Raw genomic sequence first — 22,026 nt, forward strand, 5'->3', positions numbered from 1 at the left:
CGATAGGTGATCCGAATGATCGATCATGCGCCGGTCCCGCGTCTTCGCGGGACCAGCGATCGTGAGAGTCCTACTTGATGAAGCTGGCGTCGTAGAGGTCCTCGACCTTCGGCGTTGACTTGATGATGCCGATTTCGAGCAGGAGCTCGGCCGCATCCTTGTTGAAGGCGAGGAAATCGCCGGCAAAGAACTTCTGGTTCGCGGCCTTGTCCTGCCAGCGAAGGTACTTCGCCGAATTGCCGAACTGCTCGCCGGTCTGCTTCACGTCGGCGCCCATGATCTCGTAGGACTTGGCCTGGTCCTTGGCGATCATGTCGAGCGCTTCGAAATAGCTGTTGGCCAGCGCCTGCGCGGCCTTCGGGTTCTCGCTGAGGAATTTCGGCGTGCAGCCGAACGTGTCCATCACGATCGGATAGTCCAGCGTGGTCGCGATGATCTTGCCCTTGTCGGGCGCGGCGCGCACAGTCGACAGATAAGGCTCATAGGTCATCGCGGCATCGTTCTGGCCGGAGACGAAGGCCTGCGCGGCGGCAGCCGGCTCGAGGTTGACGACGGTGACGTCCTTCACCGTGAGGCCATTTTTCTTGAGCATCCAGGCCAGCGCGAAATAGGGCGAGGTGCCGGGCGCGGAGGCCGCCACCGTCTTGCCCTTCAGCTCCTTGATCGAGGTAACGTCGTTGCGCACGGCCATGCCGTCGGCGCCATAGCTCTTGTCGAGCTGGAAGATCTGCTTGGTCGCGACGCCGTTGGCGTTCCAGGAAATCCAGGTCTCGACGGTCGTCGCCGCGCACTGCACGTCGCCGGAGGCGATGGCGAGGTGGCGGTCCTTCTGCGGGATCTTCTTGATGGTGACGTCGAGGCCGTTCTTCTTGAAGATGCCCGCTTCCTTCGCCAGCGTCAGCGGCGCGAAGCCGGTCCATCCGGAGATGCCGACGCCGACCTTGACGTCGTCGGCGAGTGCGGGCGCGGTGGCCGCGAGTGCAATGATTGTCGCAAAAACTGTCGAACTACGCATGATTGTCGTCCTCTTGCCCAGATGGATTGACGTCCTGTTGATCTCTGCCGGCCCATGGGGGACCGTTTCCCGAAGCTTTGCACGATTTGTGCCGACCATCGTTCTCTCAGCCTCCCTTGAATCGCGCGACAAGGCGGTGGGAGTCACCGGGATAAAGCAGGCGCACCGCAGTGATCGTGCGCGCGCTGCGCCAGGTATAGCGGTCGATCACGAGGCATGGCGCACCGATTACGATGTCAAGCGCTTCCGCCGTGCGATCATCCGCAACGATCGCGCTGATCGTATGCTCGGCCTCCGTCCACGGGACATGATGGAGCAACCACGAGCCGGGCGGCTCGCGCGAGAAATCGGCCGTCGCGGCATCAGGCACGGACGACAGATCGATCAGCCGGTCTTCGACCGCAAACGGCACGTTGTCGGCGCTGTGACGGCAGGAGATCGCGACCACCTTGCCGGCCTTCTTGACACCTAGACGCTCGCGGTCGGCAGCGGTTGCCGCGCGCAGCTTGCGGGCGATCAGCTCGTAGCCGTAGGTGCGGCCGAGCGCGGTGATCTCGGCCCGGATGTCGGCGATCTTGAGCACCGCCGACTGATGTTGCGGCCGCCGCACGAAGGAGCCGGCGCGCCGCCGCCGCTCGATCAGGTCGGCCTGGGCGAGCTCGGACAGCGCCTTGTTGACGGTCATGCGCGAGCAGCCATAGCGCGCGACCAGCTCGTGTTCGAACGGAATGCGATGGCCCGGCGGCCATTCGCCGGTCAGGATGCGCTGCTCGATATCGGCGCGGATGCGCTTGTAGAGCGTCGGCTTGTCGGCGCTATCTGTGGCGAGGCTCATGCGACGAGCCTTCGAACTGCCGCGTTAAACCGCTCGCGTGCGGACTGGCGCAGTTCATGCTGCCCGCCCTGAACAACCTTGTTGCCGCCGGCCCAGACGCAATCGATCGCGCCGTTGCCCGCGGCAAAGATCCAGCCGTCGATCACTGCGTCGCCGTAACGTCCCGCCAGCGACGGATGCGCGGCATCGAGGCTGACGATGTCGGCGCGCGCGCCCTTGATAAGGCCGACTGTTGGCTGGGCCAGCGCCCGCGCGCCGCCCGCAAGGGCGTCGTCGAACAGCGTGCGACCGGTCGAACGGCCGGCTGTGCCGGCCAGCACGTTGCGGGCGCGATGCTTCAGCCGCTGGCCGTATTCAAGCTGACGCAGCTCATCGGCGACGCCGACCAGCACGTTGGAATCGGTGCCGACCCCAAACAGGCCGCCAGCGTCGAGGAACTCGCGCGCCGGGAAAATGCCGTCGCCGAGGCTTGCCTCGGTGACGGGACAGAGACCCGCCACGGCGCCGGTCTTTGCGAATGCGCTGACTTCTTGCTCCGTCATGTGCGTCGCATGGATGAGGCACCAGTGCTGATCGAGCGGCGCATGCTCCAGCAGCCATTGCACCGGGCGCCGGCCGGACCAAGCCAGGCAATCCTCGACTTCCTTCACCTGCTCGGCGGCATGGATGTGCACCGGCCCGCCCTCGGCAAGCGGGATGACCGCCGCGAGCTCGTCCGGCGCCACCGCGCGCAGACTGTGCGGCGCGATGCCGATATTGGCGCCTGGCAAGTTTGCGATCGCCTTGCGTGAGGCGGTCATCAGCGTAGCGAACTGATCCACCGAGTTGATGAAGCGGCGCTGGCCGTCATGTGGCGCGGCGCCGCCGAAGGAACCGTGTGCATAAAAACTCGGCAGCAGCGTCAGCGCGATGCCTGAGGCATCAGCCGCTTGCGCAATGCGCGCGGCCATCTCGGCGAGGTCGGCATAGTGCGAGCCGTCGCGGTCATGATGCAGATAATGGAATTCGCCGACACGGGTAAAGCCCTGTTCCAGCATTTCGACATAGAGCAGCGTCGCGACTGCGGCGACGTCATCAGGCGTCATCGCCAGCGCGAAGCGATACATCGTCTCGCGCCAGGTCCAGAATGTGTCGGCCCTGTCGCCGCGCAATTCCGCAAGCCCCGCCATACCGCGCTGAAAGGCGTGGCTGTGCAGGCTCGCAAGTCCCGGCAGCGCGATTTCGTGGCGCTCGTCGCCTGCGGCCGGCGTCACATCAGGCGTCACCTCGGCGATCGCGCCGGCGGTGATCACCACCTGCACGTCATTGGCCCAGCCCGAGGGCAGGAGCGCGGAGGCGAAATGCAGTCGGGTCATGATTGATTACACGCCGGCTGGACAGAACCGCCTTACGATTATATGTCTAGACATATAAGTCAAGCATCCCAGGGCGCAGGGACTTCGCGAAGGGACACTGGCATGGCAGAGCGCTTCGACCGGATCTGGCATAACGCCCGGCTCGCCACGATGCGAGCCGACCGTCCCGATCTCGGCGAGATCGAGAACGGCGTCATCGCCGCCCGCGGCGGCCATATCGTCTATGCAGGCGCCGCGGCGGATTTTCCTGTCGACGCGGATGCGATCAAACGGATCGACTGCGAGGGGCGCTGGATCACGCCGGGCCTCATCGATTGCCACACCCATCTCGTCTATGGCGGCAATCGCGCACACGAGTTCGAGCTGCGCCTGAAGGGTGCCAGCTATGAGGAGATCGCGCGTGCCGGCGGCGGCATCGTCTCGACGGTGGCGGCGACGCGCAAGGCAAGCGAAGCGGAGCTGGTCGCGAGTGCGCTGCCGCGGCTCGATGCGCTGATCGGCGAGGGCGCCACCACGGTCGAGATCAAGTCCGGATACGGCCTCGATGCCGAGACCGAGATGCGCCAGCTCGCGGCCGCGCGCAGCCTTGGCCGTCAGCGGCCGGTCGCGATCCGCACCTCCTTCCTCGGCGCACATGCGTTGCCGGTCGAGGCCGATGGCGACAAGGACCGCTACATCGATCTCGTCTGCAAGGAGGTGCTGCCGGCGGTCGCAAAGGCCGGTTTTGCCGATGCGGTCGACGCCTTCATGGAAGGCATTGCCTTCTCGGCCGAGCAGACCGCGCGGGTGTTCGAGGCGGCGAAGGCGCTGGGATTACCGGTCAAGCTTCACGCGGATCAGCTCTCGAATCTCGGCGGCGCCGCGCTTGCCGCGAAATTCTCGGCACTCTCGGCCGATCACCTCGAGCACACCGATGAAGCCGGTGCCGCGGCGATGGCGAAAGCGGGAACCGTCGCGGTGCTGCTGCCCGGGGCCTTCTACTTCATCCGCGAGACGCTGAAGCCGCCGGTCGAGGCGTTCCGCAAGCACGGCGTTGCCATGGCACTCGCGACCGACTGCAATCCCGGCAGCTCGCCCCTGACCTCGCTGCTGCTCGCCATGAACATGGGCGCGACGCTGTTCCGGATGATGGTCGCCGAATGCCTCGCCGGCGTCACCCGCGAAGGCGCGCGGGCGCTCGGGGTGCTCGATGAGACCGGTACCTTGGAGGCTGGCAAATGGTGCGATCTCGCGATCTGGGACATCGAGCGTCCCGCTGAGCTGGTTTACCGCATCGGCTTCAATCCGCTGCATCGTCGCGTCTGGAGGGGCCAGTGACGGGGCCGGGCGCAGCGATCGTCGTCAAACCGGGCGAGGTCAGCCTTGACGACCTTGCGCGCGTGCTTGGCGGCGCGTCGGTCGTGCTCGATGCCTTGTTCTGGCCGCGCGTCGAGGCGGCTGCGGAGATCGTCGCGAAGGCCGCGCAGGCGGCGGCACCGGTCTATGGCATCAACACAGGCTTCGGGAAGCTGGCGTCGAAGCGTATTCCTCCCGACCAGACCGCGCTGCTACAGCGCAACCTCATCGTCTCGCATTGTTGCGGCGTCGGCCCGGCCACGCCCGAGCCGATCGTGCGGCTGATGATCGCGCTGAAAATCGTCTCGCTCGGCCGAGGCGCCTCCGGCGTGCGCCGGGCGGTGATCGAGCAGCTGCAGGCCATGCTGGCGCGGAACGTCTATCCGCTGGTGCCGCAGCAGGGCTCGGTCGGTGCCTCCGGCGATCTCGCTCCGCTGGCGCATATGACGGCGGTGATGATCGGCGAGGGGCAGGCGATCCTCGACGGCGAGGTCGTGCCCGGCAGCGAGGCGCTTGCCACAGCCGGCATAGCGCCGCTGACGCTGGGCCCCAAGGAGGGGCTCGCCCTGATCAACGGCACGCAGTTCTCGACCGCCTATGCGATCTGCGGCGTGCTGCGCGCCTTTCGCTTGGTTCGCGCCGCACTCGTTACCGGCGCGCTGTCGGTCGATGCAGCGATGGCGTCGACCGCGCCGTTCCGGCCCGAAATCCAGGCCCTGCGTGGCCAACCCGGCCAGGTTGCCGCGGCTGCGACGCTGACCGCGTTGCTCGACGGCAGCGATATCCGCCTGTCGCATCTCGAAGGCGATGAGCGCGTGCAGGATCCCTATTGCTTGCGTTGCCAGCCACAGGTCGCGGGCGCCGCACTCGATCTGATCACGCAGGCCGCGCGCACGCTGATCGTCGAAGCCAATGCCGTCACCGACAATCCATTGGTGCTGGTCGAGACCGGCGAGATCGTCTCCGGCGGAAACTTCCATGCCGAGCCGGTCGCCTTCGCCGCCGACACGATCGCGCTGGCGCTGTCGGAGATCGGCGCGATCAGCGAGCGGCGCATCGCGACGCTGGTCGATCCCGCTCTCAATTTCGGCCTGCCGCCGTTCCTGACGCCAGATCCCGGCATCAATTCTGGTTTCATGATCGCCGAGGTGACGGCGGCCGCGCTCTATGCCGAGAACAAGCAGCGTGCCGCGGCCTGCTCGATCGACTCGACGCCGACCAGCGCGAACCAGGAAGACCACGTCTCGATGGCCGCGCACGCCGCGCGGCGCCTCCTCGACATGGCGGACAATCTCGCCTCCATCCTCGGCATTGAGCTTCTTGTCGCAGCCCAAGGCATCACGCTACGCGCGCCGCATGCGACCAGCGCGCCCCTTGTTGCCGTGATCGCTCTCCTTCGCGAGCAAGTACCTGCGCTTGGCGCTGACCGCTACATGGCCGGCGATCTCGCCAAGGCCGCGACGCTGGTCGAAGCCGATGCATTGCCGGCCGCGGCGCTCGCCGCGCTTCCAACCGACCCGTTTCCAAGACTTGCCTGAAGAGGTCCTCGCATGAACCGCCGACTGGACAACGACCGCACCATCCGCGCGCCCCGTGGCAGCGAGATCACCGCCAAGAGCTGGCTGACGGAAGCGCCCTTGCGCATGCTCATGAACAATCTCGATCCTGATGTCGCCGAGCGCCCGAGCGAGCTCGTCGTCTATGGCGGCATCGGCCGCGCCGCGCGCGACTGGGAGAGTTTTGATCGCATCACGGCCGCGCTGCGCAAGCTCGAAGCCGACCAGACGCTGCTGGTGCAATCAGGCAAGCCTGTCGGCATCTTCCGCACCCATGCCGATGCGCCGCGCGTGCTGATCGCGAACTCCAACATCGTGCCGCATTGGGCGACGCTCGATCATTTCAACGAGCTCGACCGTCAGGGTCTGATGATGTACGGCCAGATGACCGCGGGCTCCTGGATCTATATCGGCAGCCAGGGCATCGTGCAGGGCACTTACGAGACCTTTGTCGAGGTCGGCCGCCGCCATTATGGCGGTAGCCTTGCGGGCAAGTGGATTCTCACCGCCGGCCTCGGCGGCATGGGCGGCGCGCAGCCGCTGGCCGCGACCATGGCCGGCGCCTCGATGCTTGCCGTCGAATGCCAGCCGAGCCGCATCGAGATGCGCCTGCGCACCGGCTATCTCGATCGCCAGGCGGCTACGCTTGACGAAGCGCTCGCGATCATGGCGGATGCCGCGAAGACGAAGGAGGCGGTCTCGGTTGGCCTGCTCGGCAATGCCGCGGAGATTTTCCCCGAGCTGGTCCGTCGCGGCGTCAAGCCCGATATCGTCACCGACCAGACCAGCGCGCACGACCCGATCAACGGCTATTTGCCGAAGGGCTGGTCGCTGGCCGAGTGGGAGACCAAGCGCGCCTCCGATCCGAAAGCCGTCGAGCGCGCCTCGAAGACCTCGATGGTCGAGCACGTCCAGGCCATGCTGGATTTCCACGCGCAGGGCATTCCGACGCTCGACTACGGCAACAACATCCGCCAGATGGCACAGGACATGGGGCTGAAGAACGCCTTCGATTTCCCGGGCTTCGTGCCCGCCTATATCCGCCCGCTGTTCTGCCGCGGCATCGGGCCGTTCCGCTGGGCCGCGCTGTCGGGCGATCCTGAAGACATCTTCAAGACCGACGCCAAGGTCAAGGAGCTGATGCCTGACGACAAGCATCTGCACAACTGGCTCGACATGGCCAAGGAGCGCATCAAGTTCCAGGGACTGCCGGCGCGGATCTGCTGGGTCGGCCTCGGCGATCGTCATCGGCTCGGCCTTGCCTTCAACGAGATGGTGGCGCGTGGTGAGTTGAAAGCGCCCATCGTGATCGGCCGCGATCATCTCGACAGCGGTTCGGTGGCGAGCCCCAACCGCGAGACCGAGGCGATGAAGGACGGATCGGATGCGGTGTCCGACTGGCCACTGCTCAACGCGCTCTTGAATTGTGCGAGCGGCGCGACCTGGGTGTCGCTGCATCATGGCGGCGGCGTCGGCATCGGCTATTCCCAGCATGCCGGCATGGTCATCGTCGCCGATGGCACGCCTGAGGCTGCCAAACGGATCGAGCGCGTGCTCTGGAACGATCCCGCCAGCGGCGTCATGCGCCATGCGGACGCCGGCTACGATATCGCGATCGACTGCGCCCGTGACAAGGGGCTCGATCTGCCGAGCCTTTCGAAGTAACGCTGCCTCAGGCGACGACCTGGGCTGCGCCGCGGTCGAGCCGCTCGCGCTCCTTGGCGAGATAGTCCGCGATCGCCGCGCCCGGCATGGGCTTTGCGAAGTAATAGCCTTGCACGAAGTCGCAGCCGAGACGGCGCAATGCATCGAGCTGCGCGCGGGTCTCGACGCCCTCGACGCTAACCATAGGCCCGAGTGCAGCCTATTGCCGCGCTCTCCCACGGTCGAGCGTATGGCGTCGCGCAGAAAGGATCAGGCGAGGGCGGCCTGGCGTTCCCGCGCGGGCTCGCGGTTGCGATCGGCGCTGCGCGGCTCGGCGAGGCGGGTAAAGCCGCGCTGGCTCGCATGCGCGGGCGCCTCGACGATCACGCCCTCGCAGACGATCTGGCCGCCGAGCATCTTGAACTCCAGCTTGTCGTAGCGCGGCATGGTCTCGCCGGGCTCGGGCGGCAGCAGCCCGATGCGGCCCTGGATGTTCAGCGTCGCCTCGCCCGTGCCGTGAAGCCGCGGATTCCACATCCTGCTCCCGGTCTCCGCCCAGCGCTGCCGGATCAGGGTGGCGCGATCGGCGGGCTCCACGATCTTTGCGCGAGCCTTCGTTGCGGCAGGGCTCTTCGGAGCGGGAGCCTGAGCAGGCTCAACCTGCGCGGCGACGTCAGCCGCGTCGGTCGCGGTGTTCTCCGCGGCAACGGCTGGGACGGCTGGAAGATCATCGGCTACGTCGGGTACGATCTCTGCGGCAACGCTGGGAGCCGGCTCGCTGTCGATGCTGACCTCGATCGCGACAGGCGCCGTGGCCTCGGCTTCGACCACGATGACAGGCGTCTCGTCGATTGCGACCGGTTCAGGCGTCACGGTGACAGCGAGGAGAGCATCGTCGACGACGACGCGCTCGGGAGCCACGACCGGCATTGTCTCCGTCTCGGCCGCCGCGATGGAGGCTTGCTCCGCGACTTCAGGTTCGACCTCTTCAGGGAGTTCCGAGGATGCATCGCTGCCGACGGCGAGTTCGGAGGCAGCGATCGCGTCGATCTCGGCAGAAGAGGTCGGAGCTTCCTCATCGACCTCAGGCTCGACGTTCGCCAGGAGTTCTACGGGCAGACCGCTGCCGACGGCCGCCTGGGAATTGTCGACTGCTTCGACGTCGGCAGACGGAGCCGGCGGCTCGCCTGCGACCTCGGGGTCGGTGCTCGCCTGGAGTTCCGCAGGCGGATCGCTGCCGATGACTTCGGACGTATCAACCGGCTCGCTCGCGGCCTCAATCGAAGGGACTGAAATCTCATCGACGACGACAGTCTGGACCTCTGCTGACGTCTCCAGCGATGAAGCGGCGTTGATGCCGATGTCGGTCGCGGAGGCGGACGGGGTCTCTTCGATGCCGGAGACGGTGATATTGTCTTCGGCGATCGGAGGCGCGACTTCGACATCCGCATCGTGATGTGGCGGCTCTGTGCTGATGTCCGTGGTGATCGGAGCGGCTTGTGCGATCGCGACGGGCTGCTCATCCGCAGTGCTCGGCGTCATGTCGATACTGCCGCTGTGCGGCAGGGGCCGAAGCCGATTGAACGCCCATTTCACCGCAGGAATGCGGCTCAGCAACGATATCAGTCTCGAAAGCACTGGGAGTTGTCCAAGAGGTACTCAGGGCCGTAGGCAAGCGCTGATTCGCCAGCAATGTGAAAAACTGCCCGGCCGTCACGCCCCTGTCAATTGAGGGGGGACCAATTGCAGAACGTCTGCACAGCCTTGCGCTGCGGTATTCATTCGAAATGCATCGATACGAGCGCCCCTGGACGAGCGCTTCGACGCAGCGCTTGCCGACCTCGAGGCGTGCCGCGACCGCATCCACAAACCGAACGCGCCGAATGGCGGGCTTTCCAGCGTCATCCTCCCCGCGTAGTTTCAGGCACCTGTGAGTGAGGACGACGTCATGAAGAAGCTCGCCGCCATCTTAGCGGTTCTGTTCTGGTCGACATGCGCTTTCGCGCAGGACCGCAGCATCACCGTGGCCTCGACGACGTCGACGGAGCAGTCCGGCCTGTTCGGCTATTTGTTGCCGCTGTTCTCGAAGGCCGAGGGGATCGAGGTGAAGGTGGTTGCCGTCGGCACCGGCCAGGCCCTGGACATCGGACGGCGCGGCGATGCCGACGTCGTGTTCGTGCACGACAGACAGGCCGAGGACAAGTTCATGTCCGAGGGGCAGGGCGTGAAACGCTTCGACGTCATGTACAACGATTTCGTCATCGTTGGGCCGAAGAGCGACCCCGCGAAAATCGCCGGCGGCAAGGACGTCGCTGACGCCTTGCGCAAGATCGCGGCGGCAAAGACGCCGTTCATCTCGCGTGGTGACAGGTCCGGCACGCATGCCGCCGAGTTGAGATTGTGGAAGGAGGCAGGCATCGACCCTGCCGATGGCAAAGGGAGCTGGTATCGCGAGATCGGCCAGGGCATGGGGCCGGCGCTGAACATGGCGTCGTCGTCGAACGCTTACCTTTTGTCCGACCGCGGCACCTGGCTGTCGTTCAAGAACAGAGGCGAGCTTGCGATCCTGACCGAGGGCGACAAGCGATTATTCAACCAGTACGGCGTCATGCTGGTCAATCCGGACAAGCATCCGAACGTCAAGGCCAGGGACGGCCAGGCCTTCATCGACTGGCTGATCTCACGACAAGGGCAGGACGCGATTGCCGGCTACAAGGTCGGCGGCGAGCAGCTATTTTTCCCCAACGCGTCCCACTAGCAGGAAGGCGACGGTCGAGACGGCGACGCTGAGCGCGAGCAGGATCAGCCCAAGTCCCAGCGCAAGCGGCAGATCGCCCTTGCTGGTCTCCAGCGCGATCGCGGTCGTCATGGTGCGGGTGAAGCCTCTGATGTTGCCGCCGACGATGATGATGGCGCCGACCTCGGCGATGGCGCGTCCAAAGGCGGCGAGAAAGGCCGTCAGCAGCGAGGTCCGGCCGAGCGCGAACAAGAGGCCGATGCTGCGCAGCATCGACAGCCCGTCGATCCGTGCGAGGTCGCCATACTCTGCCCACAGCAGGCTCGCCGGCCGGTGCACCAGCGCGACCACGATCGGGGTGGCCAGCAGTGTCTGTGCGATCACCATGGCGGTCGGTGTGAACAGCAGGCCTGCCGTCCCGAACGGGCCAGATCGCGACAGCATGAGATAAAGCGCAAGCCCGACCACCACTGGTGGCAGGCCAAGGAGCGCGTTGGTCAGCACGATGATGACCTGCCGCCCGCGAAAGCGGGTGATCGCAAGCAAGGCCCCGAACGGCGCGCCGATCAGCAGCGCGACGATGCTGGCGGTCAGGCTCACGCGCACCGACAGCGCGACGATGCCGAGCAGCTCGGAATCGGCCGCGCCAATCAGCGTGAACGCGGCGACGATGGATCGTGCGAAGTCGTTCATCCCTGACGTTGCGATGTGGGGAGGAAATCCAGCGCCGGCACGGAGGGGTGGCAAAGCCTCACGCCTTTCGACGTGACCACGATCGGCCGGTTGATCGGGATGGGGTGGGCCATCATCGCATCGAGGGGCTGGCGTGCGACGTGCCGTATTCGGGATTGTGGGAGATGATCGCGTCCATCGGTAGCGCCTTCAGTTTTCGGGGATCATCGATTGCTCCTCGCGCCCGATGCGTCAACCCCAATTTTGGCGATCCCGATGGGCAAAACACCGGCGCTGCCGCGCCGCCACGAAAAGTCAAGGCCAGCAGGCAAAAATATTCTCCTTTACCGAAATTCGGAAATATCGTATGTGTCGTGTCGTCTCACCCGGCACGAGGGACGGATCGCGAGTCGTCCGGTACGTAGGTGAGGGGCGGTGGACGCGGGCTCGCGTTGGCACGCAAGGGTCGGGAGCAGGGCGAGCGGAGGATTGAGCCGAACCTCGTGAGCACCCGATCGCGTGTGACGAACGGCGCAAGCTGCGTACGGCAAAACCGTGTGGTCCTGACTGTCGTCGCTACAGTCAAGCCTTGCGGATGGCGGCATGAGGCCAACCGGCCCTGACCGTCAACCTTTCGCAAGGCGACGGAGGCCAAACGAATTCGGCTCCGGGGAGGGCACGGCATAAGCCGTCAAACCACTCGCGCAGGGAAGGTCGGGATGTCCTGGTTGCCCTGTACGTCGCTGTGCAGCTTCTTAACTGCGCTACACACGCACAGCGAACCGCGGGTGCCAGCCGGCGCCCGGCCTTCCCTGCGCCCTCGGCAATTCAGGGGGCGGAACGAGCCGCAAAACTCGGGCCGAACCGGCCGCGAGACCGCGAAATCATGCCCTCCGCCAGCGGAAAGGCGACTTTATTCTCGCCACGGATGCGCTAAGGAAGAACCTGGATGCGGTGCAGCACTCATGGCGGCCGCGGCTCGAATTCAGGTCAAACCGGGCATGCCGCTCAAGGCCGGGCCCGCTCAACGAGAAGGACGTCATTCCATGATCAATACCGTTGGCATCATCGGAGCAGGGACCATGGGCAACGGCATCGCCCAGATCTGCGCCGCGGCCGGTCTGTCGGTCGTGATGGTGGACATCTCCGATGCGGCGGTGAACCGCGGCATTTCGACCGTCGGCGGCAGCCTCGAGCGCCTAGTCAAGAAGGAGAAGATCTCGGCGGCTGATCGCGACGCCACACTCAAGCGCATCACCGGCACCACCGACCGCGCCAAGCTCTCCGATTGCGATCTCGTCATCGAGGCCGCGACCGAGAACGAGGAGCTTAAGGTCAAGATCCTGAAGGACCTCTGCGCCACGCTGCCGCCGCGCACGCTGGTTGCGACCAACACCTCGTCGATCTCGATCACCAAGCTGGCCGCCGCGACCGATCGGCCCGATCGCTTCATCGGCATGCACTTCTTCAATCCGGTTCCGGTCATGCAGCTGCTGGAACTGATCCGCGGCTTGCAGACCTCGGACGACACCCACGCCAAGGCGCTGGATTTCGCCCAGCGCGTCGGCAAGGTGGCGATATCAGCCAAGAACAGCCCGGGCTTCGCCGTCAACCGCATCCTGTGCCCGATGATCAACGAGGCGATCTTCGCGCTCCAGGAAGGGATTGCCACCGCCGAGGAAATTGACGCCGGCATGAAGCTCGGCTGCAACCATCCGATCGGGCCGCTGGCGCTGGCCGATCTGGTCGGCCTCGACACCATGCTGTCGGTGATGGAGGTCTTTTATAAGGGCTTCAACGACCCTAAATACCGTCCGGCGCCCCTGCTCAAGGAAATGGTCGATGCCGGCCGTCTCGGCCGCAAGACCGGGCAGGGTTTTTACAGCTACGGCGCGTGATCTGTAATCGCTACGAAGACGGCGCCGTAGGGTGGGCAAAGCGCAAGCGTGCCCACGCATTTTCGCGATCGAGAGAGGTGGTGGGCACGGCGCAAGTGCGCCTTTGCCCACCCTACGATACTGATCAAGGAGCAGACGCCGGGCTCGAAACGCCCGCCGCTCTCGCAATTTGCGCTGCGACAAAGACGTCGCGCGCAATTGGCCCGACAATGTCAAATGGGCAGATCTGCGGGAACAATGAAAACGGAAAACAAGGGATATGTCGGATCGACTGAAGGCCGAGCGCGAGGCGGCGGCCGCGCGGCGCAACTTGCTGACCCAGGATGCAATCGAGCGCACCGGGATCACCGAGGAGATGATCGGGGAACTCGTCACCCGCTTCTATGGACGCGTCCGCGAGGACGCCCTGCTCGGGCCAGTGTTCAAGATCGTGCAGAATTGGGACGAGCATCTCGCCAAGCTGAAAGACTTCTGGTCCTCGGTGGTGCTGATGAGCGGCCGCTATCACGGTTCTCCGATGCGGGCACATGTCCCGCTCAGCCTGATCGGCGATCATTTCGACCGCTGGCTCGATCTGTTCGAGCAGACTGCGCGTGAAGTCTGTCCGCCGCCGGCAGCCAGCCTCTTTATCGACAAGGCCCGTCGCATCGCTGATAGCTTCGAGATGGCATCGGCAACGATCGCTGGCCGCATCGCCGCACCGCGACACGTGCTCAGGTCCTGAACCTGCAAGGATCTGCCTGCAAAACGTGCAGCTGAATCGCGTTAGGGTTGGCGCTCGCGAACCGCCGCTGCACCAATTCCTGCATCATCGGTCTGATCTGCAAAATCATCATGCCCATCGCGCGGCATGATCTTGAAACGCGAAAACGCGTTTGAATGCATGTAGTCGCGTTCAATCAAAACGAGTAAAGCCATATTGATGCGCTGCGGTGCCAATTCTTCGCCTTCATTTCGGCAGAGTTCCAGCGCCTGCTAGTGCGCATGTCGCGCGCATCATTCAGCACCTCCTCATCATCCTCCGACAACACTGCGGAACCCGAAGCCGATGTGAGTGCAGAGCAAACGCGTCGAGAGCTGCTGCTCGGTGCGCTCGCCACCACGGCTTGCCTCGGTTGTTCCGCGCCAGTGCGCGCGGGCGAAGATCAGCCAGGTTCCGACGAGCGGCCGCAGAAGGGTGATCTGCTTGTCCTCTCCGAGGGCGATAACGAAGGTCAGCTCATCAAGCCGGATAATCTCAAGCTGGGCGGCCCTCCGGTTCGCGCCTGGCCGAAGGATCCAAAGACCTCTGTCGTTCGCAGTGGCTCGCGCCTGAACGAGATTCTTGTCGTGAAGCTCGATCCAAACGAGCTCGACGAGACCACGCGTGCGCGCGCAGCCGACGGTATTGTTGCCTATTCGGCGGTCTGCGCTCATGCCGCCTGTCCGGTTACGGAATGGGTGAAGGCGGATCAGGGAGGCGACGTGACCGTCTTCAAGTGTCCCTGCCACAACTCCGAATATGATCCCCGCCAGGGTGCACAGGTTGTGTTCGGGCCCGCTCCGCGACGCCTCGCGGCACTGCCGCTGTCGTTAAGCGAGGGTTCGGTCACCGTCGCCGGTCCCTTCATCGGAAAGGTAGGTGGCGCGCAGCCCGGATGACACGCCGCGGGTCGCGCCGCGCGCCACAAGAGGTCGCGCCCGCCAACGAGCGGGCGACGAGACGAACGACAAGAATTCAACTCACAAGAATTCAAAGGGGAAACGTCCATGACCACAAAGCAATGGTTTTTGTCCGGCTTCGTCGCCTTCACCTGCATCGTCTCGACGGCGGCGAGCGCCGGCCCGATCGAGAACTACAGCCCCGTCACCTCACAACGTCTCGAAAATCCAGAACCCGGCAACTGGATGCTCTATCGGCGCACCTATGACGGGCAGGGCTATAGCCCGCTTGACCAGATCAACACCTCCAACGTCAAGGATCTCACGCCGGTCTGGACGTTTGCCACCGGCGTGGTCGAGGGCCACGAGGCGCCGCCGATCGTCAACAACGGCGTGATGTTCGTGGCAACCCCGATGGGGCAGGTGATTGCGCTGAATGCGAAGACCGGCGACGAATATTGGCGCTACAAGCGGCAGCTCCCCGACGATCTGTTCCAACTGCATCCGACCAGCCGCGGCGTCGGCCTGTGGGAGGACAAGCTCTATCTCGCCACCACCGACGACCATGTGGTCGCGCTCGACGCCAAGACCGGCAAGGTGGTGTGGGACACCAAGGTGCAGGACTACAAGAAGGGTCAATACATGACCCTGATGCCGCTGATCGTCGACGGCAAGGTCATCGTCGGCGGCTCCGGCGGCGAGTTCGGCGTGCGCGGCTATGTCGCCGCCTTCGATGCCAAGGACGGCAAAGAGCTCTGGCGCACCTTCACCATTCCGGGCGAGGGCGAGCCGGGTCATGACACCTGGCAGGGCGACGACTGGAAGAACGGCGGCGGCTCGGCCTGGATGACCGGCACCTACGACAAGGAGACCAAGACGGTGTATTGGGGCGTCGGCAATGCTGCGCCGTGGCCCGGTGAGATGCATCCCGGCGACAATCTCTATACCTCCTCGGTGCTCGCGCTCGATCCGGGCAACGGCAAGATCAAGACCTATCACCAGTACCACCAGAACGATTCCTGGGATTGGGACGAGGTCGACGCGCCGATGCTGATCGATCTCCAGCGCGATGGCCGCAGCATCAAGAGTCTGGTCCATCCGGGGCGCGATGCGATCTTCTGGGTGCTCGAACGCACGCCGACCAAGATCAATTACGTCGCCGGCTGGCCATTCGTCTCGACCGACGTCTGGAAGGGCATCGACGAGAACGGCAAGCCGATCGTCGATCCCGATCACAAGCCTGTCGTCGGCAAGCGCGTCGAGTTCTGCCCCTCACTGTGGGGCGGCAAGGACTGGCCGTCGGCGGCCTACAGTCAGAAAACGGGCCTCGTCTACGTGCCCGCCAACGAGAACTTCTGCGGCGGTTTCACCGGCGAGAAGATCCCGCTCAAGCCCGGCGAGCTCTGGCTCGGCACCAAGCCGGAGGATATCGGCCTGAAGGCCAAGCCCGGCGCCGACCATTTCGGCGAGATCCAGGCCTGGGATCCTGCGACCGGCAAGAAGGTGTGGCAGCACAACTTCCCGAAATCGCAGATGTTCGGCTCGGTCACGGCAACCGCAGGCGATCTCGTTTTCGCCGGCGGCACCAACGACCGCAACTTCCGCGCCTTCAATGCCAAGACCGGCGAGTTGTTGTGGGAGCAGAAGACCAACTCCGGCATCATGGGCATGCCGATGTCCTATGAGATCGACGGCACGCAATACATCGCGATCCAGTCGGGCTGGGGCGTGGACGCGCAACGCATCCAGGACGCGCTCGCGACCAACAATATCGGCATCGAGTCCAATGTGCCGCAAGGCGGCGTGATCTGGGTGTTCGCGCTGAAGAAATAAGCTCCGCAGGCGGATCGAGAGAAGCGGAGCGACAGGGGGCAAATGCGGCGGACGGTAACGTCCGCCGCATCTTGCGTGCGCAGCCCACTACTTGCCCTGGCGATCGACCTTGTCCTTTTCCGCCTGATTCATCTCCCGAAGCTTGGGATCGCTCGGGCTCTGACCGGTGGTCCGGGTGGTCGAGGCGGGTGGGGCGCTGGCATTGGGAAGTGAGCTCTGGTCCGGCGCCGTGGGACGGGTTGCCGTGGTCGGGGGCGTCGTGGCGCTCTGGGCGAGCGCGGCTGCGGCAGTCAAAAGAAAGGCGCTCGACAGCAGAGAGACTGCGAGCGCCCTTGGAATGTTGGTCATCGATCTGCTCCTGTCAGATCGATGGAAACGGCGGCGGGCCGCCTGTGTTCCGCGCCTTACGCCTCCAATTGCTTGCCGATCGGGAGCGTGCGGATGCGCTTGCCGGTCGCCGCGAAGATGGCGTTCATCAGTGCCGGCGCGAAGGGCGGCACGCCGGGCTCACCGACGCCGCTCGGCGGCGTGTCTGGGCTGGGCGGAACGATGTGGACGTTGGTCACCAGCGGAGCCTCGTCGATCCTGACGACCTGGAAGTCGTCAAAATTGTTCTGCTCGACCCTGCCGTCCTTGAAGGTGACCGCGCCATATTTGGCGAGGCTCAGGCCCATGATCGCCGCGCCCTCGATCTGCGAGGCGATGCGCTCCGGGTTGACATAGGTGCCGCAGTCGATCGCGGTGTCGACCCGCGGCACCGTCAGCTTGCCCTTCTCGTCGACGGCGACCTCGACGATGGTCGCGATGTAGCTAACGAAGCTGCGGTGCACCGCGATGCCAAGGCCGTGGCCCTTCGGAACCTGACGGCCCCATTCGCCCTTCTCGGCGACCAGCTCGACCACCTTGCGCAGGCGCGCGGTGTCGATCGGGTAGCTGTCATAGGGCTCGCCGTAGTTCCACAAGTCCTTCACGGCGGGCTTGACGATGCGGGGTGTGCCGATCAGCGCGAGCAGCGTCTCTTTCTGGTCGCGCCCGGTCGCATTCGCAATCTCGCCGACCATCGACTGCACGGCGAAGGCGCGCGGGATGTTCGAGACCGAGCGGAACCAGCCGATGCGCGTGTGCGCGGCGGCTTCCGGATTCTCGCAAGAGATGTTGGCGATCTCGAAGGGCATGTCGACCAGGCCCATGCCGATCTCGAAGGACGCCTGATGGACCGTGCCGGCGGCGAAGGTCGAGGCGATGCTGGGCGCCACGCTGCGATGGCGCCAGGCGATCACCTTGCCGTCCTTGTCGAGGCCGGCTTCGATCCGCTCAACCGAGACGGTATGCAGGAAACCGTTGTGGATGTCGTCCTCGCGCGTCCATTGCACCTTGACCGGCGCTCCGAGTTCCTTTGACAGCAGGGCGGCTTCGAGCGCGTAATCGCATTTCGACTTCCGGCCGAAACCGCCGCCGAGCAGCGTCACGTTGACGGTGACATTGTCCTCGGGAATGCCGAGCGTCTTGGCGACGTCCTCACGCGTGCCGCCGGGACTCTGCACCGGCGCCCAGATCTCGGCCTTGTCGCCCTTGACGTCGGCCACCGCGACCGGCGGCTCCATGCTGACATGGGCGAGATGGGGGATGTAGTACTCGCCGACCATGACCTTGTCGGCGCTCTTCAGGGCCGCATCCGCATCGCCCTCCTTGCGCAGGACGAGTCCCGGCTTGCGCGAGGCCTCCTCGAGCTCCTTGCGATAGGCGACCGAGTCGTATTTGCCGTTGGCGCCGTCGTCCCAGACCAGCTTCAGCGCGTCGCGGCCCTTGATTGCGGCGCCGGTATTGCGCGCGATCACCGCGACGCCGCCGAGCGGCTGGAACTTCGACGGCCATGGCCAGCCGCGCACCTGCATCACCTTCTCGACGCCGGACACCTTCAGCGCCGCGTCCGGATCGAACGATGTGAGCTTGCCCCCGGTCACCGGCGGACGTGCGATCACGGCGTATTTCATTCCTGGCAGGCGCACGTCGGCGCCGTAACGGGCCTTGCCGGTGGTGATGTCGTGGAGATCGACGATGCCGACCTCACCCTTGCCGAGATAACGGAAGTCCTTGGGGTCCTTCAGCTTGAGGCCTTCGACAGCAGGCACCGGTTCCTTGGCGGCGTCCGCTGCGAGCTCGCCGAAGCCGAGCTTGCGTCCGCTCGCGTTGTGGACGACCTCGTGATTGACCGCCTTCACCTCCGTTGCCGGCACGCCCCAGCGCTTCGCTGCGGCCTGTTCCAGCATGGTGCGGGCAGAGGCGCCGATCTGGCGCATCGGCATCAGATAATGCCGCGTGCTGCGCGAGCCGTCGGTGTCCTGGTTGCCGAACTTGACCTCATCGCCATGGGCTTGCTGCACCTTGACCTTGGACCAGTCGGCCTCCATCTCCTCGGCCACGATCAGCGGCAGGCTTGTGCGCACGCCGGTGCCCATCTCGGAGCGGTGGGCGACGATGCTGACGGTGCCGTCGGGCGCAACCGCGACGAACACGCGCGGATCGACCACGACGCCATGCGGCATCTTGCCGGCGCCGGTCTCATAGGCAAAGGCCTGGCGCGTCATCACGGGGGCGGCGAGCACGAAGCCGCCGGTGACGCCGAGGCCTTTCAGGATGCTGCGGCGCGAGACCTTCTCGACCTTGATGTTCTTCTCGAAGCCACGAAGCTTTCGGGGATTGTCGATGAAATTCATGTCACACTCCCGTCGATGCGAGATGGACCGCGTTCTCGATGCGCTGGTAGCAGCCGCAGCGGCAGATGTTGCCGGACATCGCCTCGCGGATCTGGTCGTGGGATGGCTTTGGATTGTCCATCAGAAGCGCGGCGGCCTGCATGATCTGGCCCGCCTGGCAGAAGCCGCATTGGGGAACGTTGACCTGACGCCAGGCCTTCTGGACCGGATGATCGCCATCCGGATGCAGCCCCTCGATCGTGGTGACCTCGCGCCCCGCCACGTCATTGATCGACGTGATGCAGGATCGCACCGCCTCCTTGTCGACGATGACGGTGCAGGCGCCGCACAGCGCCTTGCCGCAGCCGAACTTGGTGCCGGTCAGGCCGGCTTCGTCGCGCAGGAACCAGAGTAGCGGGAGATCCGGGTCGCCGTCCCAGCTCTGTTCCTGGCCGTTGATCTTCACCTTGATCATGATCGTCCCTCGCTCTTCATAAGCTTGCTGATTTCAACATTGCCGATGTCCGTCGGCGCAATGTCCGTTGCGTCGTGTGATCGCATTCCGACCCGTTGCCCCGCACAGGCAGGTCCTGGCAGGTGGCTGGAACGCGAATCGCAATGTCCGGATGTGCTCGATACCTCCCGTTTTGTTCTTAATTGATTGAATTCGCGCGGCATCGTGACAACGCGACCGTAGCAGAGATCGCGCCGGGCCGGCATTCACAGCCGGGTGTTCTTGACGTGAATAGATTGCATCGGGGGTTTGTCAAAAGCAGGGCGCGGCAACGCGTCGCGCGCGATCGCAAAATCGGAGACGTAATGAAAAAAAGCTTCGTCCGCCAGAGGGACTGCGCGGACGAAGCAGTAGTCCTCAGTCGAGGGAGGGAGAATCGCAGGGTACGCTGACTTCAAGAAGGAAGAGGGCGGCACTGCGCAGTCATTCAGAGACCAGGACTGAGGGAGCAGAACTCACTCACATACGCAAGGTCAGAGGCGGCGAACTCGCCGCGATCGTTCAAGGACTCCCGCCCCCTCGCTGGCGACCAGCAGGGAGCGGGCAATTTCCGGCGGCCTTGCTCAGGCGGCCTTGGCTTTCGCCACGTGAGTCGCGATCGCATCCATCAGCGCCGGCGACAGGCAGTCATAGGGCTCGAGCCCGATTTCCTTCAGCCGCGCCCGAATTCCCGCCATCTGCTCGGGCTTCACGCCCGATTCAATGACCGAGGAGACGAAGGCGGCGAATTGCGGTGCCTGCGAGCCCTGCTCCTGGAACAGCTCGGGATGGATGAAGTCGAGACCGTAGAACGGATGGTTCTTGTTCTCGATACGGCCGTACATGTGGGTCCCGCAGGCCTTGCAGGCATGCCGCTGGATCACCGCGGAGGGATCGACGATCTGGAGCTTGTCGCCATTCTCGAGCACGGTGAGGTTCTGGCGCGGCACCACCGCAACGACCGAGAAAGTCGCGCCTTGCGGCTTCCAGCACTTGGTGCAGCCGCAGGCGTGGTTGTGCGCCACGTCGCCTTTGATGCCGACCTTGACTTGATGGTCCTTGCATTTGCAGGCGAGCGTGCCGCCGGCGAAGTGCCCGCTGCCCTGTTTGAGGCCGTTGTCGATCGATGGGTGGAGTGCAACAGTCATGGCCGATCCTCCTTGGGTGTGACGCTTGAGCTAGAACACGACGACGGAACGAATAGATTTACCCTCATGCATCAGGTCGAAGCCCTTGTTGATGTCTTCGAGCTTGAGCGTGTGGGTGATCATCGGGTCGATCTGGATCTTTCCGTTCATGTACCAGTCGACGATCTTCGGCACGTCGGTGCGGCCGCGGGCACCGCCGAAGGCTGTGCCGCGCCAGTTGCGGCCGGTGACGAGCTGGAACGGACGGGTGGCGATTTCCTTGCCGGCTTCGGCGACGCCGATGATGATCGAGGTGCCCCAGCCGCGATGACAGGCTTCCAGTGCCTGGCGCATCACGGTCGTGTTGCCGGTGCAGTCGAAGGTGTAGTCGGCGCCGCCATCGGTCAGGGTGACGAGATGCGGAACGATGTCGCCGGTGATCTTCTTGGGGTTGACGAAGTCGGTCATGCCGAACCGGCGGCCCCATTCCTCCTTGGAGTCGTTGATGTCGACGCCGATGATCTTGTCGGCGCCGGCCATCTTGGCGCCCTGGATCACGTTCAGCCCGATACCACCAAGCCCGAACACGACTACGTTGGAGCCGGGCGTGACCTTCGCAGTGTTGACGACGGCGCCGACGCCGGTGGTGACGCCGCAGCCGATGTAGCAACTCTTGTCGAAGGGGGCATCCTCGCGGATCTTCGCCACCGCAATCTCCGGCAGCACCGTGAAGTTGGAGAAAGTCGAGCAGCCCATATAGTGGTAGATCGGCTTGCCCTTGTAGGAGAAGCGGCTGGTCCCATCGGGCATCACGCCCTTGCCTTGCGTCGCGCGGATCGCGGTGCAGAGGTTGGTCTTCTGGCTCAGGCAGCTTTTGCACTGCCGGCATTCCGGCGTGTAGAGCGGAATGACGTGATCGCCCGGTTTCAGCGAGGTTACGCCCGCGCCGATCTCGCGGATGATGCCGGCGCCCTCATGACCGAGGATCGACGGGAAGATTCCTTCGCTGTCGAAACCGTCGAGCGTGTAGGCGTCGGTGTGGCAGATGCCCGTTGCCTTGATCTCGACCAGGACTTCACCGACCTTCGGCCCTTCCAGATCGACTTCGACGATCTCCAGCGGCTTCTTGGCTTCGAAAGCGACAGCGGCACGTGTCTTCATCGGTAACTCCTCAAATTCTCGTAAGATG

Annotated in this window: 19 protein-coding genes and 2 pseudogenes; 8 read left to right on the plus strand and 13 right to left on the minus strand. The window is 64.6% G+C overall.

Going from position 1 to position 22,026, the window contains the following annotated elements; all coding sequences use genetic code 11:
* Positions 1 to 70: 70 nt before the first annotated feature.
* The 3 genes from XH89_RS10030 to XH89_RS10040 all read right to left on the minus strand — a co-directional run bounded on the left by XH89_RS10030 (position 71) and on the right by XH89_RS10040 (position 3,205).
* Positions 71 to 1,015, minus strand: a complete 945-nt coding sequence (locus XH89_RS10030) for an ABC transporter substrate-binding protein (protein WP_194466908.1) — start codon at positions 1,013 to 1,015, stop codon at positions 71 to 73.
* Positions 1,016 to 1,121: 106 nt separating this feature from the next.
* Positions 1,122 to 1,850 carry a histidine utilization repressor gene (gene hutC, locus XH89_RS10035; protein WP_194466909.1) on the minus strand — a complete coding sequence of 243 codons (729 nt, stop codon included), beginning with the start codon at positions 1,848 to 1,850 and terminating at the stop codon, positions 1,122 to 1,124.
* Complete coding sequence (locus tag XH89_RS10040) at positions 1,847 to 3,205, minus strand: formimidoylglutamate deiminase (RefSeq protein WP_194466910.1); 1,359 nt, start codon at positions 3,203 to 3,205, stop codon at positions 1,847 to 1,849. Before XH89_RS10040 ends, hutC begins: the two co-directional genes overlap by 4 nt.
* Before the next feature lie 102 nt (positions 3,206 to 3,307).
* Between XH89_RS10040 and hutI the strand changes: the two genes are divergently transcribed.
* Genes hutI through hutU form a run of 3 tightly spaced genes read left to right on the plus strand, consistent with a single transcriptional unit; the run spans position 3,308 to position 7,761 of the window.
* Entirely contained in the window at positions 3,308 to 4,522 is a 1,215-nt protein-coding gene (hutI, locus tag XH89_RS10045) for an imidazolonepropionase (RefSeq protein WP_194466911.1), read from the plus strand.
* Positions 4,519 to 6,078 (plus strand): histidine ammonia-lyase, encoded by a 1,560-nt coding sequence (gene hutH, locus XH89_RS10050; RefSeq protein ID WP_194466912.1) that lies wholly within the window; start codon positions 4,519 to 4,521, stop codon positions 6,076 to 6,078. The genes hutI and hutH overlap by 4 nt, the downstream gene beginning before the upstream one ends.
* A gap of 12 nt (positions 6,079 to 6,090) precedes the next feature.
* On the plus strand, positions 6,091 to 7,761 hold the full coding sequence (gene hutU / locus XH89_RS10055; RefSeq protein WP_194466913.1) for a urocanate hydratase: 1,671 nt from the start codon (positions 6,091 to 6,093) through the stop codon (positions 7,759 to 7,761).
* 7 nt (positions 7,762 to 7,768) lie between these two features.
* Here hutU and XH89_RS10060 read toward each other — a convergent pair.
* Positions 7,769 to 7,936: pseudogene (locus XH89_RS10060) on the minus strand (EAL domain-containing protein); the annotation flags it as partial.
* Between the two features lie 74 nt (positions 7,937 to 8,010).
* Positions 8,011 to 9,282, minus strand: a complete 1,272-nt coding sequence (locus XH89_RS10065) for a hypothetical protein (RefSeq protein WP_246767783.1) — start codon at positions 9,280 to 9,282, stop codon at positions 8,011 to 8,013.
* Between the two features lie 406 nt (positions 9,283 to 9,688).
* On the opposite strand from XH89_RS10065, the gene XH89_RS10070 reads away from it, so the two are divergent.
* Positions 9,689 to 10,498, plus strand: coding sequence for a substrate-binding domain-containing protein (locus XH89_RS10070; protein WP_194466915.1), 810 nt, complete (start codon positions 9,689 to 9,691; stop codon positions 10,496 to 10,498).
* Here the strand turns inward: XH89_RS10070 and XH89_RS10075 are convergent.
* Both XH89_RS10075 and XH89_RS10080 read right to left on the minus strand, forming a co-directional pair.
* On the minus strand, positions 10,472 to 11,170 hold the full coding sequence (locus XH89_RS10075) for an ABC transporter permease (RefSeq protein ID WP_194466916.1): 699 nt from the start codon (positions 11,168 to 11,170) through the stop codon (positions 10,472 to 10,474). The two genes, XH89_RS10070 and XH89_RS10075, sit on opposite strands and share 27 nt — an antisense overlap.
* Positions 11,167 to 11,301, minus strand: a pseudogene (locus tag XH89_RS10080) (arsenate reductase); the annotation flags it as partial. The gene XH89_RS10075 and the pseudogene XH89_RS10080, both read right to left, overlap by 4 nt.
* Positions 11,302 to 12,195: 894 nt before the next feature.
* Between XH89_RS10080 and XH89_RS10085 the strand changes: the two are divergent.
* Together XH89_RS10085 and XH89_RS10090 are read left to right on the plus strand one after the other, a co-directional pair.
* A complete protein-coding gene (locus XH89_RS10085) occupies positions 12,196 to 13,047 on the plus strand; it encodes a 3-hydroxybutyryl-CoA dehydrogenase (protein WP_194466918.1) in 852 nt (283 codons plus the stop codon).
* A 259-nt stretch (positions 13,048 to 13,306) separates the two neighbouring features.
* On the plus strand, positions 13,307 to 13,771 hold the full coding sequence (locus XH89_RS10090; RefSeq protein WP_194466919.1) for a group III truncated hemoglobin: 465 nt from the start codon (positions 13,307 to 13,309) through the stop codon (positions 13,769 to 13,771).
* A gap of 41 nt (positions 13,772 to 13,812) precedes the next feature.
* Here the strand turns inward: XH89_RS10090 and XH89_RS10095 are convergent, their stop codons facing one another.
* Positions 13,813 to 13,986: a hypothetical protein gene (locus tag XH89_RS10095; RefSeq protein ID WP_194466920.1), complete on the minus strand. Its 174-nt coding sequence runs from the start codon at positions 13,984 to 13,986 to the stop codon at positions 13,813 to 13,815.
* A gap of 45 nt (positions 13,987 to 14,031) precedes the next feature.
* On the opposite strand from XH89_RS10095, the gene XH89_RS10100 reads away from it, so the two are divergent.
* Positions 14,032 to 14,688 carry a ubiquinol-cytochrome c reductase iron-sulfur subunit gene (locus XH89_RS10100; protein ID WP_194466921.1) on the plus strand — a complete coding sequence of 219 codons (657 nt, stop codon included), beginning with the start codon at positions 14,032 to 14,034 and terminating at the stop codon, positions 14,686 to 14,688.
* A gap of 108 nt (positions 14,689 to 14,796) precedes the next feature.
* The gene (locus XH89_RS10105; protein WP_194466922.1) at positions 14,797 to 16,521 is read left to right on the plus strand and encodes a methanol/ethanol family PQQ-dependent dehydrogenase; all 1,725 of its coding nucleotides are present in this window, start codon (positions 14,797 to 14,799) and stop codon (positions 16,519 to 16,521) included.
* Between the two features lie 87 nt (positions 16,522 to 16,608).
* Here XH89_RS10105 and XH89_RS10110 read toward each other — a convergent pair whose 3' ends face one another.
* From XH89_RS10110 to XH89_RS10130, 5 genes are all read right to left on the minus strand, one after another.
* A complete protein-coding gene (locus tag XH89_RS10110) occupies positions 16,609 to 16,869 on the minus strand; it encodes a hypothetical protein (protein WP_194466923.1) in 261 nt (86 codons plus the stop codon).
* 56 nt (positions 16,870 to 16,925) lie between these two features.
* Positions 16,926 to 19,238 carry a molybdopterin cofactor-binding domain-containing protein gene (locus XH89_RS10115; protein ID WP_194466924.1) on the minus strand — a complete coding sequence of 771 codons (2,313 nt, stop codon included), beginning with the start codon at positions 19,236 to 19,238 and terminating at the stop codon, positions 16,926 to 16,928.
* A 1-nt stretch (position 19,239) separates the two neighbouring features.
* Positions 19,240 to 19,692, minus strand: coding sequence for a (2Fe-2S)-binding protein (locus tag XH89_RS10120; protein WP_188104837.1), 453 nt, complete (start codon positions 19,690 to 19,692; stop codon positions 19,240 to 19,242).
* A 602-nt stretch (positions 19,693 to 20,294) separates the two neighbouring features.
* Positions 20,295 to 20,858, minus strand: coding sequence for an S-(hydroxymethyl)glutathione synthase (gfa, locus tag XH89_RS10125; RefSeq protein ID WP_194466925.1), 564 nt, complete (start codon positions 20,856 to 20,858; stop codon positions 20,295 to 20,297).
* A 30-nt stretch (positions 20,859 to 20,888) separates the two neighbouring features.
* Positions 20,889 to 21,998 carry an S-(hydroxymethyl)glutathione dehydrogenase/class III alcohol dehydrogenase gene (locus XH89_RS10130; protein WP_194466926.1) on the minus strand — a complete coding sequence of 370 codons (1,110 nt, stop codon included), beginning with the start codon at positions 21,996 to 21,998 and terminating at the stop codon, positions 20,889 to 20,891.
* Positions 21,999 to 22,026: the final 28 nt, after the last annotated feature.

Source organism: Bradyrhizobium sp. CCBAU 53340, assembly GCF_015291645.1.
Classification (GTDB): Bacteria; Pseudomonadota; Alphaproteobacteria; order Rhizobiales; family Xanthobacteraceae; genus Bradyrhizobium.